General features: G+C 73.3%; 12 protein-coding genes. All 12 read left to right on the top strand.

Features of this window, described 5'->3' with window-relative positions; translation table 11 throughout:
* Positions 1–84 precede the first annotated feature (84 nt).
* Entirely contained in the window at positions 85–648 is a 564-nt protein-coding gene (locus BKA05_RS17315) for a PadR family transcriptional regulator (protein WP_179532538.1), read from the top strand.
* The gene (locus tag BKA05_RS17310) at positions 645–803 is read left to right on the top strand and encodes a hypothetical protein (protein ID WP_179532537.1); all 159 of its coding nucleotides are present in this window, start codon (positions 645–647) and stop codon (positions 801–803) included. The genes BKA05_RS17315 and BKA05_RS17310 overlap by 4 nt, the downstream gene beginning before the upstream one ends.
* A complete protein-coding gene (locus BKA05_RS17305) occupies positions 800–1,522 on the top strand; it encodes an ABC transporter ATP-binding protein (protein ID WP_179532536.1) in 723 nt (240 codons plus the stop codon). Before BKA05_RS17310 ends, BKA05_RS17305 begins: the two co-directional genes overlap by 4 nt.
* Entirely contained in the window at positions 1,519–4,149 is a 2,631-nt protein-coding gene (locus BKA05_RS17300) for an ABC transporter permease (RefSeq protein WP_179532535.1), read from the top strand. Before BKA05_RS17305 ends, BKA05_RS17300 begins: the two co-directional genes overlap by 4 nt.
* 173 nt (positions 4,150–4,322) lie before the next feature.
* Positions 4,323–4,955 (top strand): TetR/AcrR family transcriptional regulator, encoded by a 633-nt coding sequence (locus BKA05_RS17295; protein WP_343045732.1) that lies wholly within the window; start codon positions 4,323–4,325, stop codon positions 4,953–4,955.
* A complete protein-coding gene (locus BKA05_RS17290) occupies positions 4,952–5,788 on the top strand; it encodes a TIGR03084 family metal-binding protein (protein ID WP_179532534.1) in 837 nt (278 codons plus the stop codon). The genes BKA05_RS17295 and BKA05_RS17290 overlap by 4 nt, the downstream gene beginning before the upstream one ends.
* Complete coding sequence (locus BKA05_RS17285; protein ID WP_179532533.1) at positions 5,785–7,545, top strand: acyclic terpene utilization AtuA family protein; 1,761 nt, start codon at positions 5,785–5,787, stop codon at positions 7,543–7,545. The genes BKA05_RS17290 and BKA05_RS17285 overlap by 4 nt, the downstream gene beginning before the upstream one ends.
* On the top strand, positions 7,542–8,714 hold the full coding sequence (locus BKA05_RS17280) for an acyl-CoA dehydrogenase family protein (protein WP_179532532.1): 1,173 nt from the start codon (positions 7,542–7,544) through the stop codon (positions 8,712–8,714). Before BKA05_RS17285 ends, BKA05_RS17280 begins: the two co-directional genes overlap by 4 nt.
* Before the next feature lie 104 nt (positions 8,715–8,818).
* Positions 8,819–9,304, top strand: coding sequence for an SRPBCC family protein (locus BKA05_RS17275; RefSeq protein WP_179532531.1), 486 nt, complete (start codon positions 8,819–8,821; stop codon positions 9,302–9,304).
* A gap of 59 nt (positions 9,305–9,363) precedes the next feature.
* The gene (locus BKA05_RS17270; protein WP_179533298.1) at positions 9,364–10,914 is read left to right on the top strand and encodes an acyl-CoA carboxylase subunit beta; all 1,551 of its coding nucleotides are present in this window, start codon (positions 9,364–9,366) and stop codon (positions 10,912–10,914) included.
* Positions 10,911–12,899, top strand: a complete 1,989-nt coding sequence (locus BKA05_RS17265; RefSeq protein WP_179532530.1) for an acetyl/propionyl/methylcrotonyl-CoA carboxylase subunit alpha — start codon at positions 10,911–10,913, stop codon at positions 12,897–12,899. Before BKA05_RS17270 ends, BKA05_RS17265 begins: the two co-directional genes overlap by 4 nt.
* A complete protein-coding gene (locus BKA05_RS17260; protein ID WP_179532529.1) occupies positions 12,896–14,056 on the top strand; it encodes an acyl-CoA dehydrogenase family protein in 1,161 nt (386 codons plus the stop codon). The genes BKA05_RS17265 and BKA05_RS17260 overlap by 4 nt, the downstream gene beginning before the upstream one ends.
* The last annotated feature ends 109 nt before the right edge of the window (positions 14,057–14,165 follow it).

Below are 14,165 nucleotides of genomic sequence, written 5' to 3'. Positions count from 1 at the left end.
GCGCTTGCATACCGAGTATGCAGCGGCGTACGGTGCTGCATACCGGGTAGGCATCCTGCCTCCCCACGCTCGGGAGGTGGGCCGATGTCGGTCAAGCACGCGCTGCTCTCACTGCTGGAGCAGGAGCCGATGTACGGCTACCAGCTGCGCCAGGAGTTCGAGACCCGCACCGGCGGCACCTGGCCGCTCAACGTCGGGCAGGTCTACACGACGCTGACCCGGCTCGAGCGCGACGGGCTCGTCGAGCCCGCCGGCCACGACGGGGCCTCGGGGCAGGAGGGGGACACCCAGACCCAGGTCCGGTACCGGCTGACCGACGCCGGCCGCGACGAGGTCGCCACGTGGTTCACCACGCCGGTCACCCGCACCCAGCCGGCCCGCGACGAGCTCGCGATCAAGCTGGCGCTGGCCGTCACCGTGCCCGGCGTCGACGTCGGCACGTTGATCCAGCGTCAGCGCAGCGCCTCGATGCAGGCGCTGCAGGACTACACCCGGCTCAAGCGGCGGGCCGGCGGCGAGCAGGAGCGCGCCGACCTCGCCTGGGGCCTGGTGCTCGACTCCCTGGTCTTCGCCGCCGAGGCCGAGATCCGCTGGCTCGACCACTGCGAGGCCCGGCTGCGCCGTGCCGCCCGCGAGGAGGTCCGATGACCCCCCGCGCGCTGCCCACGACGGCCGCCCGCGACCTCACCCGCACCGAGGACCGCTGGCTGCGCGCGAGCGCCGAGCGGCTGCGCCGCCGTGCCCTCGAGCGCCGGGTCGCCCGCACCACCCGGTCCGCGTCCGGTGAGGGGGACGGTCGATGAACGCCGCCGTCCTGCGTCTCAGCGACGTCCACCGCGTCCACGGCGACGGCGAGGCGGCCGTCCACGCCCTGCGCGGCGTCTCCTTCACGGCGTACGCCGGTGAGCTGGTCGCCGTGATGGGTCCCTCCGGCTCCGGCAAGTCGACCCTGCTCACCATCGCCGGGGGGCTCGACCAGCCCACGTCCGGCTCGGTCGAGGTCGAGGGCACCGACCTCGTGGGGCTGGGCCAGGCCGATCGTGCCCGGATGCGGCGCACCTCGGTGGGCTACGTCTTCCAGGGCTTCAACCTCGTGCCCGCGCTGACCGCCGCGGAGAACGTCGCTCTCCCGCGCGAGCTCGATGGCGTGCGCTCGGGGAAGGCGCGCCGCGACGCGCTCGCGGCCCTGGAGGAGGTCGGCATCGCCGACCTCGCCGACCGGTTCCCCGACGACATGTCGGGCGGCCAGCAGCAGCGCGTGGCGATCGCCCGCGCCATCGTCGGCGAGCGGCGGCTGGTGCTCGCCGACGAGCCGACCGGGGCGCTGGACACCGAGACCGGCGAGGAGATCCTGCGTCTGCTCCGGGCGCGCTGCGACGCGGGTGCAGCCGGGGTGCTGGTCACCCACGAGGCGCGGCACGCCGCCTGGGCCGACCGCGTGGTGTTCCTGCGCGACCGCGTGGTGGTCGACGAGTCCGGCAGCGCGCCGGTCGACGACCTGCTCGAGGCCGGGCACGCATGAGCCCTCGACCCTCGGGCCGTCGGGGAGGGTGGGCGCTCGCCCTGCGCCTGGCCCGGCGCGACGCCCTGCGCTCCAGGGGGCGCAGCCTCCTGACGCTGGTGATGATCACCCTGCCCGTGGCGGCGGTCTCGATCGCCGACACGGTCTACGCGACCGCCGACATCTCCGGCGTGGAGGTCGTCGAGCGCCGCCTGGGAGGTGCGCAGGCCCTCGTCGACGCCGGCTACGGGGGCGGCTCGACGGTCTACCAGATGCCCGACCCCGACGACGGGATGGCCGTCGAGAGCAGGTCGGGTCGCCGCGCGGAGACGGACGCGCTGACCCTCGGGGAGGTGGAGGGGGTCCTCGGGGGCCGGCCGGCGACGACCCTGGCCCAGGGGTCGGTGTCGTACGAGACCGAGATCGGCGTGGGCGACGCGCAGGTGCTCGAGACCGACCTGACCGGCCCGCTCGCCGCGGGGCTGGTGGAGCTGACCAGCGGCCGCTGGCCGACCAGCACCGACGAGGTGCTCGTCAACGCCGACCTGCTCGAGCGTGGGCCGGGAGAGGTCCTGACCCTGCGCGACGGCACCGAGCTGCAGGTCGTGGGGACCGCCGAGAGCGGGACGTACACCAGCTACGCCCGCGCGTTCGCCCTGCCCGGCACCTTCGGGCTCGGCGAGCCGAGGCAGTGGTTGGTCGGGGGCGACCCGGTCACCTGGGAGCAGGTGCTCGCCCTCAACCGGGTCGGCGCCTCCGTCGTCTCGCGCGCGGTCCTGGCCGACCCGCCCCCCGACAGTGAGCTCCCCGTCGAGGTGCAGTGGGGTCAGAGCCTGCTCTCGGGGCCGGCGCTGACGATCCTGCTCCTCATCGTGGTGATGGTGCTGATCGAGGTCGTGCTGCTGGCCGGCCCCGCCTTCGCGGTGGGCGCGCGCCGCCAGGCCCGCACCCTCGCCCTCGTCGCCGCGGCCGGCGGCACCCCCGCCCAGGCGCGACGGGTGGTGCTCGCCTCCGGCGTCGTCCTCGGGCTCGTGGCCGCGGCGCTGGGCGTCGTGGTCGGCCTGGTGCTGGCCGTGGCGCTCATGCCGGCGGCGCAGCACTTCTCCGGGCAACGCTTCGGCCCCTACGACGTGGTGCCGACCCACCTCGCTGCGGTGGCCGCCTTCGGCCTGGTGAGCGCGGTGCTGGCGGCCGCCGTGCCCGCCTGGCTGGCCTCCCGCCAGGACGTCGTGGCGGTGCTCGGTGGTCGCCGCGGGGACCCGAAGCCCTCCCGACGCAGCCCGCTGCTCGGCCTGGTGCTGATGGCGGCCGGCGTCGCGGGAGCGACGTACGGCGGGTCGCAGGGCACGTCGGGGGGCGGCGAGGTCCCGATCGCGGTCTCGGCCATCGTGTGCGTGCTCGCGATGATCCTGCTCGTGCCCGTGGTGGTCGCGGCGATCGCTCGGCTGTCGCGGCGCCTCCCGCTGCCGCTGCGCTTCGCGGCCCGCGACGCCGCCCGTCACCGGACGCGCACGGTGCCGGCCGTCGCGGCGGTGGCCGCCACGGTCGCCGGCGTGGTCGCGCTCGGGATCGCCGTCACCAGCGACGAGGCGCAGAATCGCGAGGGGTACACCGCCACGCTGCCCGAGGACGCCGGGAGCATCACCGACTACCGCCGGCGTCCCGACCTGGACGCGATGGCGGTGCGGGTGCGCGAGGTCGCGCCCGACGTCGTCGTCGAGCCGGTCCGGGGCATCCCCGACAGCGGGCGCGGCTGGAGCGAGATCACCTTCACCGGACCCGACGGCGAGCGCGTGCTGGGCGGCTGGAACAGCACGTTCGGCTCCTCCACGCTGGTGGCGGACTCGATGCCGGACGCGGTGACGGGGCTCGACCGGCAGCAGCGCGAGGACGCGGACGCGATCCTCGCCGCGGGTGGGGTCGTGGTCTTCGCCGACCGCGCCGTCGAGGCGGAGCAGACCCTGGTGCGACAGCGGGTGCGAGCGGGCGGCGAGCGGCGTACGACCCGGGTGACCGCGCCGGCGGTCTTCGTGGTGACCGACCAGACCTACCCCTCGGCGCAGGGCGTGATGTCGACGGCCGTCGCCGAGGAGCTCGGGGCCGAGGTCGCGGACGTGGGGCTCTACCTGCCCGGCCCGCTGTCCGGGGCCGACGCGCGCAGCATCGACGAGGCCGTCTCGGGGGAGTCGCAGGCCTCCAGCTTCTACGTCGAACGCGGCTACCAGACCGACGACGAGACGATGATCGCCCAGCTGGTGCTCGGCGGCCTCGGGGCGGTGCTGATGATCGGCGGCACCCTGACTGCGACGTTCCTCGCGCTCTCCGACGCCCGGCCCGACCTGGCGACGCTGTCGGCCGTGGGGGCGACCCCGCGCACCCGGCGCGCGGTCGCGGCGTCGTACGCGTTGGTGGTGGGCTTCGTGGGCGCGGTGCTCGGCGCGCTCGTCGGGGCGGTGCCGGGGATCGCGATCACCTACCCGCTGACCGGTCCCTACGACTACGGCGCGGGGCCGATCGGTCCGTCGCACTACCTCGACGTCCCGTGGCTGCTGGTCCTCGGCGTCGTCGTCGGCCTGCCGCTGCTCACCGCGACGCTCGTGGGGGCCACCGCTCGCTCGCGCCTGCCGCTCACCGCCCGGCTGGACTGAGCCGGGCCTGCCCCGCGCCTGTCTCGACCCTCACCCCACGCCGAGCCGGCGTATCAATACGCCGGTTCGACCCGCCGTCACCGCCGAGCCGGCGTATCAATACGCCGGTTGGGCGTCTCGATAAGAAAAAAGCAGGGTTGACTGTTTGTTACTTGTCGTGGTGGGCTGCGCGGGTGACGACGAGCCAGGGCGCGACCCGGGAGCAGGGCCGGGTGCCCCAGGAGGAGCGGACCCGTGCGATGCGGGCCCGGCTGCTCGAGGCGACCGTCGAGCTGCTGGTCGAGCGCGGGTTCTCCGGCACCTCCACCACCCTGGTCAGCGAGCGGGCCGGGGTGAGCCGCGGCGCGCAGCTGCACCACTTCCCGACCAAGAACGACCTGGTCGTCGCCGCCGTGGAGCACCTCACCCAGGTGCGGGGCGCCGAGCTCGCCGCTGCGGCGGCTCGACTGCCGGCGCCGCGCAGCACCCGCGCGGTCCTCGACCTGCTCGGCGACCACTTCACCTCACCGGTCTTCACCGCCGCGCTCGAGCTGTGGGTCGCCGCGCGCACCGACCCCGACCTGATGGCCGCCGTCGGCCCTCTGGAGCAGAAGGTCGGGCGCGAGGTGCACCGGCTGAGCGTCGAGCTGCTCGGCGTCGACGAGACCGCCCCTGGCGCCCGCGAGCTGGTGCAGGCGACGCTCGACCTCGTGCGCGGCCTCGGCCTCGCCAACACCATCACCGACGACCGGCGCCGGCGCGAGGCGATCCTCGACCGCTGGGCCCTGGTGCTCGACGCCACGCTGACCGGGAGGACCCGCGCATGACCAGCCGATCCCTGCTCGACGACCTGCTCGCGGACCTCACCGCCGAGGGCGACGCCCTGCGTGCGGTGGTGACCGGGCTGGAGCCCGACGACTGGGCCACCGCCACGCCGGCGCCCGGCTGGAGCGTCGCGCACCAGGTCGCCCACCTGGCCTGGACCGACGAGCAGGCCGTGCTCGCCGCCCGCACCACCGACCCCGAGCGCTGGCCCACGGGCAAGGCCGACTGGGACGCCGTGGTGACCGCCGCCCTCGCCGACGTCGACGGCTTCGTCGACGCCGGCGCCGAGGAGCTGGCCGCGCTCCCCGTCGAGGAGCTCGTCAGCCGCTGGGACGCCGGCCGCACGGCGCTCGGCGAGGCGCTGCGGGCGGTCCCCGACGGGGCGAAGATGCCGTGGTTCGGCCCGCCGATGTCGCCGGCCTCGATGGCCACCGCCCGCTACATGGAGACGTGGGCGCACGCGCTCGACGTGTACGACGCGGTCGCCAACCCGGCCGCGGAGGGCGGTCGCCCACTGCCCACCGACCGCATCAGGCACGTCGCGCACCTCGGCGTCCGCACCCGCGACTTCGCCTACTCCGTGCACCAGCAGGAGCCGCCGGCCGAGCCGTTCCGCATCGAGCTGACCGCGCCCTCGGGCGAGACCTGGACGTGGGGCCCCGAGGACGCCGAGCAGCGGGTCAGCGGGTCGGCGTACGACTTCTGCTGCCTGGTCACCCAGCGCGTCCACCGCGACGACACCGACCTGGTGGCCGTCGGCGACGACGCCGAGCACTGGCTCACGATCGCCCAGGCCTTCGCCGGCCCCGCGGGTGGCGGGCGGGACAAGCGATGAGCGCCCCCACTCGCGACCTCCTGGTCGGCAACTGCTCCGGCTTCTACGGCGACCGGCTCTCGGCGATGCGCGAGCTGGTCGAGGGCGCGCTGGAGGACGGCCGCCCGGTCGACGTGATCACCGGCGACTACCTCGCCGAGCTCACCATGCTGATCCTCGGCAAGGACACGATGAAGGACCCCTCGCTGGGGTACGCGCGGACCCACCTGCGCCAGCTCGAGGACTGCCTCGGCCTGGCGTTGGAGAAGGGGATCCGGATCGCCACCAACGCCGGCGGGCTCAACCCCGCCGGGCTCGCGGCGAAGGTGCGCGAGGTCGCGAGCGGCCTCGGGCTCGACGTGGCCGTCGCCCACGTCGAAGGCGACGACCTGCGTCCGCGGGCCGCGGAGCTCGGCCTCGACGGTGCACTGACGGCCAACGCCTACCTCGGCGGCTTCGGCATCGCCCGCGCGCTCGACGCGGGAGCCCAGGTCGTGGTCACGGGCCGCGTCACCGACGCCGCGCTGGTCGTCGGCGCCGGCGCCTCGCACTTCGGGTGGACCCCGGCCGACCACGACGCCCTCGCCGGTGCGGTCGTCGCCGGGCACGTCATCGAGTGCGGCACCCAGGCCACCGGCGGCAACTTCTCCGGCTTCCGCCAGCTGATGCAGGCCGGCATGGACCCGCGCCAGCCGCTCGGCTTCCCGGTCGCCGAGCTGCACGCCGACGGCTCCAGCGTCATCACCAAGCAGGCCGGCACCGGCGGGGCGGTCACCGTCGACACCGTCACCGCGCAGCTGGTCTACGAGATCCAGTCCACCCGCTACCTCAACCCCGACGTCACGACCCACCTGGACACCGTGCGGCTCGAGCAGCTCGGCCCCGACCGGGTCGGCGTCTCCGGCGTCGTCGGCGAGGCCCCGCCCTCGCGGCTCAAGGTCTGCGTCAACGAGCTGGGCGGCTGGCGCAACTCGATGGAGCTGGTGCTCACCGGCCTCGACGTCGAGGCCAAGGCCGACTGGGTCCGCGAGCAGGTCTCGCCTCGGCTCACCGCGACCGAGGTCGAGTGGAGCCGCGTGACGCTGCCGGAGACCGACGCCGACACCGAGGAGGCCGCCTCCACGCTGCTGCGCTGCACGGTCAAGGACCCCGAGCCCGGCCCCTGTGGCAAGGGCTTCACCGGCCCCCTGGTCGAGATCGCGCTGGGCTCCTACCCCGGGTTCACGATGACCACCCCGCCGAGCCAGCCCACGCCCTTCGGGGTCTACCGCCCGGCGTACGTCGAGCGGGCCGACGTCGAGCACGTCGTGGTGCTCCCCGACGGGACCCGCGAGGTCGTGCCGGACCCGCAGGACACCGCCGAGGCCGACCACACCCTCGGTCTGCGGCCCAGCCCCTACCCGGCGCCGGCCGACACCCTCAACCGCCGGCTGCCGCTGGGCACCTTCGTGCACGCGCGCTCCGGCGACAAGGGTGGTGACGCCAACATCGGTCTCTGGGTCGCCCACGACGGCTCGGAGAAGTACGACGCCCGCGTGACCTGGCTGGCCAAGCTGATGAGCCCGCGCAAGGTCCGGGAGCTGGTGCCCGAGGCGGCCGGCCTGCCCGACGACGCCATCGAGGTGCACTGCCTGCCCAACCTCGGCGCCGTCAACGTCGTCATCAAGGGTCTGCTCGGCGACGGGGTGGCCGCGTCCACCCGCTTCGACCCGCAGGCCAAGGGACTGGGCGAGTGGATCCGCTCGCGCTCCGTGCACGTCCAGGAGGAGCTGCTGTGACCACCACGATCACCAACGACAGCGACGTCTTCGCGTTGGGCGCGGAATTCGCCCGCCGCGAGGTCGCGCCGCACCTGCAGGAGTGGGAGGACGCCGGCACGCTGCCGCGCGAGCTGCACGCCGCCGCGGCCAAGCAGGGCCTGATCGGCCTCGGGTTCCCCGAGTCCGTCGGCGGCTCGGGCGGCGACCTGCTCGACACCGTCGACTGCCAGGAGGGGATCCTCTCCGAGGGTGGCTCCAGCGGCCTGCTGGCCGGGCTCTTCACCTCCGGGATCGCGCTGCCGCACATGGTCGCCGCCGCCGGGCGCGGCGAGGGCCACGAGGGCGGAGCGAGTCTCGTGGACCGCTTCGTCCGCCCGACCCTGGCCGGCGAGATGATCGGCTCGTTGGCGATCACCGAGCCCGGCGGCGGGTCCGACGTCGCGGGCATCCGCACCACCGCCGTACGCGACGGTGACCACTACGTCGTGAACGGCGCCAAGACCTTCATCACCTCCGGCACCCGCGCCGACTTCGTGACCACCGCGGTCCGCACCGGCGGGCCGGGGCACGCGGGCGTGAGCCTGCTGGTCGTCGAGAGGGGCACGCCCGGGTTCACCGTCGACCGGGCGCTGACCAAGATGGGCTGGCACTGCTCCGACACCGCCCAGTTGTCGTACGTCGACGTGCGGGTGCCGGTCGAGAACCTCGTCGGGGTGGAGAACGCCGGTTTCTACCAGATCGCCGAGCAGTTCGTCGTCGAGCGGATCGCGCTGGCCGTGCACGGCTACGGCATCGCCGCGCGGGCGCTCGACCTGACCGCGGCGTACTGCCAGGAGCGGGACACCTTCGGCAAGCCGCTCGTGGCCAACCAGGTGGTGCGGCACGCGCTGGTCGAGATGCGCCGCCAGGTCGAGGTGGCGCGCACGTACACCCGCGAGGTCTCCCGGCGCCACGTGGCAGGCGAGAACGTGATCGCCGAGGCCTGCCTGGCCAAGGAGACCGCCTGCAACACCGCGACGTTCGTGTGCGACAAGGCCGTGCAGCTGCACGGCGGCACCGGCTACATGCACGGCACCGAGGTGGAGCGGCACTACCGCGACGCCCGGCTGCTGCCCATCGGCGGCGGCGCCACCGAGGTCCTCACCGACCTCGCGGCCAAGCTGCTCGGCTACACCCCCGCCCGCTAGCCGTCCCCGGTGGTCGAGCAGGGAGGAGCGCCGGCGACGAGCGGGCGTCGAGACCACCACCACGAGCACCACCACCAGATCCCCAGCCCCCAGAAGGAGAACCGATGAGCATCGGACAGCCCACCGGATCGGTCACCGTGACCATCGCCGCCCCGCCCGAGCAGGTGTGGGACCTGGTCACCGACGTGACCCGGATCGGGGAGTTCTCCCCGGAGACCTTCGAGGGCAAGTGGACCCGCGGGTCGGCCGGCCCCGAGGTCGGCGCCCACTTCGCCGGGCACGTGAAGCGCAACGGCGTGGGGCCGACGTACTGGTCGCCGTGCAAGGTCACCGTCTGTGACCCGCCGGGAGGCGACGGTCCGGCGGTCTTCGAGTTCTCCGTCGGCACCGACTCGGTGCAGCTCAACAACTGGGGCTACCGGATCGAGCCCGACGGCTCCGGCGGCTCGAAGGTCACCGAGTACTTCCGGCTCGAGGCCGCGCTGCCGATGCGGATCTACTGGCTGGTGCTCGGCTGGGCGCGCGGCAGGACCAACGAGAAGGGCATGCGCACCACGCTGGAGAAGATGAAGGCGGTGCTGGAGAAGTGAGCGACACCGCCACCGAGGCGGCGGTCGAGGAGGCCGCTCCGCCCACCCACCGCGAGGCGATGCTGGAGAAGATCGCCGCGCTGCACGCCGAGCAGGCCAAGGCGATCGCCGGCGGCGGCGAGAAGTCCGTGGCCCGCCACCACGCCCGCGGCAAGCTGCTGCCCCGCGAGCGCATCGAGCTGCTCATCGACGAGGGCTCGGCCTTCCTCGAGCTGTCGCCGCTCGCCGCGTGGGGCTCGGACTTCCCCGTGGGCGCCAGCGTCGTCACCGGCATCGGCGTCGTCGAGGGCGTCGAGGTGATGATCAGCGCCAACGACCCGTCGGTGAAGGGCGGCGCCTCCAACCCCTGGACGGTGAAGAAGATCTTCCGGGCCGCCCAGATCGCCCAGGAGAACGGGCTCCCCACGGTCTCGCTGGTGGAGTCCGGCGGCGCGGACCTGCCGACGCAGAAGGAGATCTTCATCCCCGGCGGCAAGCTGTTCCGCGACCTGACCCGCGCCAGCGCCCGCAAGGAGCCGACGGTCGCGCTGGTCTTCGGCAACTCCACCGCCGGCGGTGCCTACGTGCCCGGCATGAGCGACTACACCGTGATGGTGAAGGAGCAGGCCAAGGTCTTCCTCGGCGGCCCGCCGCTGGTCAAGATGGCCACCGGTGAGGAGTCCGACGACGAGAGCCTCGGCGGCGCCGAGATGCACGCCCGGGTCTCCGGCCTGGCCGACTACCTCGCCGAGGACGAGCGCGACGCCATCCGGATCGGCCGGCGGATCATCGCCCGCCTCAACCGGGAGAAGTCGGACCGAGACCACGCGCCGTACGCCGAGCCCGACGCCGACCCGGAGGGCCTGCTCGACCTGATCCCCTCCGACCTCAAGGAGCCCTTCGACCCCCGCGAGGTCATCGCGCGGGTCGTGGACGGCATGAGCGCCCGCAACGGCGTCGCGTTCGACGAGTTCAAGCCGCTCTACGGCACCTCGCTGGTCACCGGCTGGGCGCGCATCCACGGCCAGCCCGTCGGCATCCTGGCCAACGCCCAGGGCGTGCTGTTCAGCGAGGAGGCCCAGAAGGCCACGCAGTTCGTGCAGCTGGCCAACCAGTCCGACACCCCGCTGCTGTTCCTGCACAACACGACCGGCTACATGGTCGGCAAGGAGTACGAGCAGGGCGGCATCATCAAGCACGGCGCGATGATGATCAACGCGATCTCCAACTCCACCGTGCCGCACCTGACGGTGATCATGGGCGCCTCCTACGGCGCCGGCAACTACGGCATGAACGGCCGCGCCTACGACCCGCGGTTCCTGTTCACCTGGCCCTCGGCCAAGTCCGCGGTCATGGGGCCGGCGCAGCTCGCCGGCGTGCTCGAGATCGTCGCGAAGCAGTCCGCGGAGTCCAAGGGCGAGGTGTTCGACGCCGAGGGCTTCGCCGGCATCAAGGCGATGGTGGAGGCCCAGGTCGAGGAGCAGTCGCTGCCGCACTTCCTCTCGGGGATGTTGTACGACGACGGCGTCATCGACCCGCGCGACACCCGCTCGATCCTCGGCATCTGCCTGTCCGTCATCGACAACTTGCCGATCGTCGGCACCGACCGATTCGGAGTCTTCAGGCCATGATCAACAGACTGCTGGTCGCCAACCGCGCCGAGATCGCCAGCCGCGTCTTCCGCACCTGCCGCCGGCTGGGCATCGAGACCGTCGCGATCCACTCCGACGCCGACGCGGGCCTGCCCTACGTGGCCGAGGCCGACACCGCCGTACGCCTGCCCGGCAACACGCCGGGCGAGACCTACCTGCGCGCCGACCTGGTCATCGAGGCCGCGAAGAAGGCGGGAGCCGACGCGATCCACCCCGGCTACGGCTTCCTCTCCGAGAACGCCGACTTCGCGCAGGCCGTCGTCGACGCCGGCCTGACGTGGGTCGGCCCCGACCCGTCGTCGATCACGTCGATGGGCTCGAAGATCGGCGCCAAGGCGCTGATGAAGGCCGCCGGCGTACCCATCCTGGAGGCGCCGGAGTCACCGACCGAGGCCGACCTGCCGCTGCTGGTGAAGGCGTCGGCGGGCGGCGGCGGTCGCGGTATGCGCATCGTCCGCGCGCTGGCCGACCTCGAGGGCGAGATCGGGAAGGCGCGCGAGGAGGCGGCGTCGGCGTTCGGCGACGGCACCGTCTTCGTCGAGCCGTACGTCGAGCGCGGCCGGCACGTCGAGGTCCAGGTCGTCGGCGACGGTGCTGGCGACGTGCTGGTGCTGGGGGAGCGCGACTGCTCGATCCAGCGCCGCCACCAGAAGGTCGTCGAGGAGGCGCCCGCCCCGGCGCTGCCGCAGGCCACCCGCGAGGCGCTGCACGAGGCCGCCCACGCAGCTGCTGCGGCGATCGACTACCGCGGCGCCGGCACGGTGGAGTTCCTCTACGACGAGGACGCCGACCGGTTCTTCTTCCTGGAGATGAACACCCGGCTCCAGGTCGAGCACCCGGTCACCGAGCTGGTGCACGGCGTGGACCTGGTCGAGATGCAGCTGGCCGTCGCCGAGGGCCGTGGTCTCCCGGCGGTCGAGCAGGGAGGAGCGCCAGCGACGACCGGGCGTCGAGACCCCGGCGCTCCCGACGGTCACGCGATCGAGGTCCGTCTCTACGCCGAGGACCCGGCGGCGGACTACCAGCCGCAGTCGGGCGTCCTGACGACGTTCGAGGTCCCCGACGAGCCGGGGGTCCGCGTCGACCGCGGGTTCGTCTCCGGCAGCGAGGTGTCGACGTTCTACGACGCGATGCTGGCCAAGGTGATGGTGCACGCGCCGACACGCGAGCAGGCCTGCCGCCAGCTGGCGGGGGTGCTGCGGCGTACCCGCATCCACGGCCTGGTCACCAACCGCGACCAGCTCGTCGCGATCCTCACCGACCCCGACTTCGTCGCGGGCCGCGTGAGCACGGCCTTCCTGTCGGGGTGGTCGAGCAGTGAGCGCCAGCGAACGGGCGTCGAGACCACCGACGCTCCACTCGCGGCCGCCATCGCGGTGGCCGAGACCCAGCGGCTCGCGCGCACGGTGCAGCACCGCATCCCGGTGGCGTTCCGCAACGTGCCGAGCCAGCCGCAGCGCACGGAGTTCGAGGCCGTGACGGGCTCGACCGACGACGTGCTCGCGGTGGAGTGGTGGGGCGGCCGGGACGGCTACACCGCCGAGGGCGTGCGCGTCCTGCGGGTCTCGACAGGCTCGAGCGACGGTGTGGAGGTCGTGCTCGAGCGGGACGGCCTGGCGACGACGTACGCCTGCCGCGTGACCGGCCTGCCGGGGCGCGAGACCGTCGACGTCGACGCGCCGTCCGGCTACCGCCGGCTGGTGCGGGTGCCCCGCTTCCTCGACCCGTCCGAGCAGGTCGCGAGCGGCTCGCTGCTCGCGCCGATGCCGGGCAGCGTGGTGAAGGTGCTCGTGGAGCAGGGCCAGCAGGTCGCCGCCGGCGACCCGGTGCTGGTGCTGGAGGCGATGAAGATGCAGCACACGGTGAGCGCGCCGACCGACGGCGTCGTCAGCCGACTTGAGGTAGCGCCCGGCACGCAGGTCGCGGCGGGCGAGGTCATGGCAGTGGTGGAGGAGCAGGGATGAGCACGTTCAGCGAGACCGAGGAGCGCCAGGAGCTGCGCAAGCAGGTCGCCAAGCTGGCCTCGAAGTACGGCCGCGACTACTTCGCGGGCAAGGCGCGGTCGGGGGAGAAGACCACCGAGCTGTGGCTCGAGCTCGGGCGCGCGGGCTACCTCGGCATCAACGTGCCCGAGGAGTACGGCGGTGGCGGCGGCGGGATCGGTGACATCGCCGCGGTCTGCGAGGAGCTCGCGGCGCAGGGCTGCCCGATGCTGCTGATGGTCGTCTCGCCGGCGATCTGCGGCACGGTGATCGCGAAGTACGGCTCCGAGGAGCAGAAGCAGAAGTGGCTGCCGGGCATCTGCGACGGCACCGGGACGATGGCGTTCGCCATCACCGAGCCCGACGCCGGCACCAACACCCACAACATCACCACCACCGCCCGCCGCGACGGTGACGGGTGGGTGCTCAAGGGCCGCAAGATCTGGATCTCCGGCGTCGACGAGGCCAGCAACGTGCTGGTGGTGGCGCGTGCCGAGGACGCGAAGACGGGCAAGGTGAAGCCGGTCCTGTTCGTGGTCCCGACCGACGCACCGGGCTTCGAGTTCAACGCGATCCCCATGGAGATCGTGAGCCCGGAGAAGCAGTTCCAGGTCTTCATCGACGACGTGCGGCTCCCCGCGGACGCGCTGGTCGGTGACGAGAACGGCGGCTTGGCGCAGCTCTTCGCCGGGCTCAACCCCGAGCGGATCATGGCGTCGTCGTTCAACACCGGCATCGCTCGCTTCGCCCTCGACCGGGCCGTCGCCTACGCCAAGGAGCGCGAGGTCTTCCAGGGCCCGATCGGTGGCCACCAGGCCATCGCGCACCCGCTGGCGCAGAGCCACATCGAGATCGAGATGGCCCGGCTGATGACGCAGAAGGCCGCCGCGCTCTACGACGAGGGCGACGAGTTCGCCGCCGGCGAGGCCGCCAACATGGCCAAGTACGCCTCGGCCGAGGCCGCCTGCGACGCCGCCGACCGCGCGGTGCAGACCCACGGCGGCTTCGGGGCCTCGCAGGAGTACGGCGTCGCCGGCCTGCTCGTCGCCACCCGCGTCGGCCGGATCGCCCCCGTGAGCCGCGAGATGATCCTCAACTTCGTCTCGATGCACTCCCTGGGACTGCCGAAGTCGTACTGATCCACCGCATCCGTCGGGGTCGTGCCCCTCAGCGGGCGCCAGAGCGCCCGCTGAGGGGCACGACTGTGGAAGGCGGCGCGGCAGATGAGCGCGCGCCGACGCGCACGCC

The organism is Nocardioides marinus, from assembly GCF_013408145.1.
In the GTDB taxonomy this organism is placed as follows: domain Bacteria; phylum Actinomycetota; class Actinomycetes; order Propionibacteriales; family Nocardioidaceae; genus Nocardioides; species Nocardioides marinus.
This window is presented reverse-complemented; position numbering and strand designations above follow the sequence as displayed.

What these genes read in the sequence shown, in the direction of transcription:
- BKA05_RS17315 (WP_179532538.1), top strand. Translation starts at nt 85, where the DNA reads ATGTCGGTCAAGCACGCGCTGCTCTCACTGCTGGAGCAGGAGCCGATG.
- BKA05_RS17310 (WP_179532537.1), top strand. Translation starts at nt 645, where the DNA reads ATGACCCCCCGCGCGCTGCCCACGACGGCCGCCCGCGACCTCACCCGC.
- BKA05_RS17305 (WP_179532536.1), top strand. Translation starts at nt 800, where the DNA reads ATGAACGCCGCCGTCCTGCGTCTCAGCGACGTCCACCGCGTCCACGGC.
- BKA05_RS17300 (WP_179532535.1), top strand. Translation starts at nt 1,519, where the DNA reads ATGAGCCCTCGACCCTCGGGCCGTCGGGGAGGGTGGGCGCTCGCCCTG.
- BKA05_RS17290 (WP_179532534.1), top strand. Translation starts at nt 4,952, where the DNA reads ATGACCAGCCGATCCCTGCTCGACGACCTGCTCGCGGACCTCACCGCC.
- BKA05_RS17285 (WP_179532533.1), top strand. Translation starts at nt 5,785, where the DNA reads ATGAGCGCCCCCACTCGCGACCTCCTGGTCGGCAACTGCTCCGGCTTC.
- BKA05_RS17275 (WP_179532531.1), top strand. Translation starts at nt 8,819, where the DNA reads ATGAGCATCGGACAGCCCACCGGATCGGTCACCGTGACCATCGCCGCC.
- BKA05_RS17270 (WP_179533298.1), top strand. Translation starts at nt 9,364, where the DNA reads ATGCTGGAGAAGATCGCCGCGCTGCACGCCGAGCAGGCCAAGGCGATC.
- BKA05_RS17265 (WP_179532530.1), top strand. Translation starts at nt 10,911, where the DNA reads ATGATCAACAGACTGCTGGTCGCCAACCGCGCCGAGATCGCCAGCCGC.
- BKA05_RS17260 (WP_179532529.1), top strand. Translation starts at nt 12,896, where the DNA reads ATGAGCACGTTCAGCGAGACCGAGGAGCGCCAGGAGCTGCGCAAGCAG.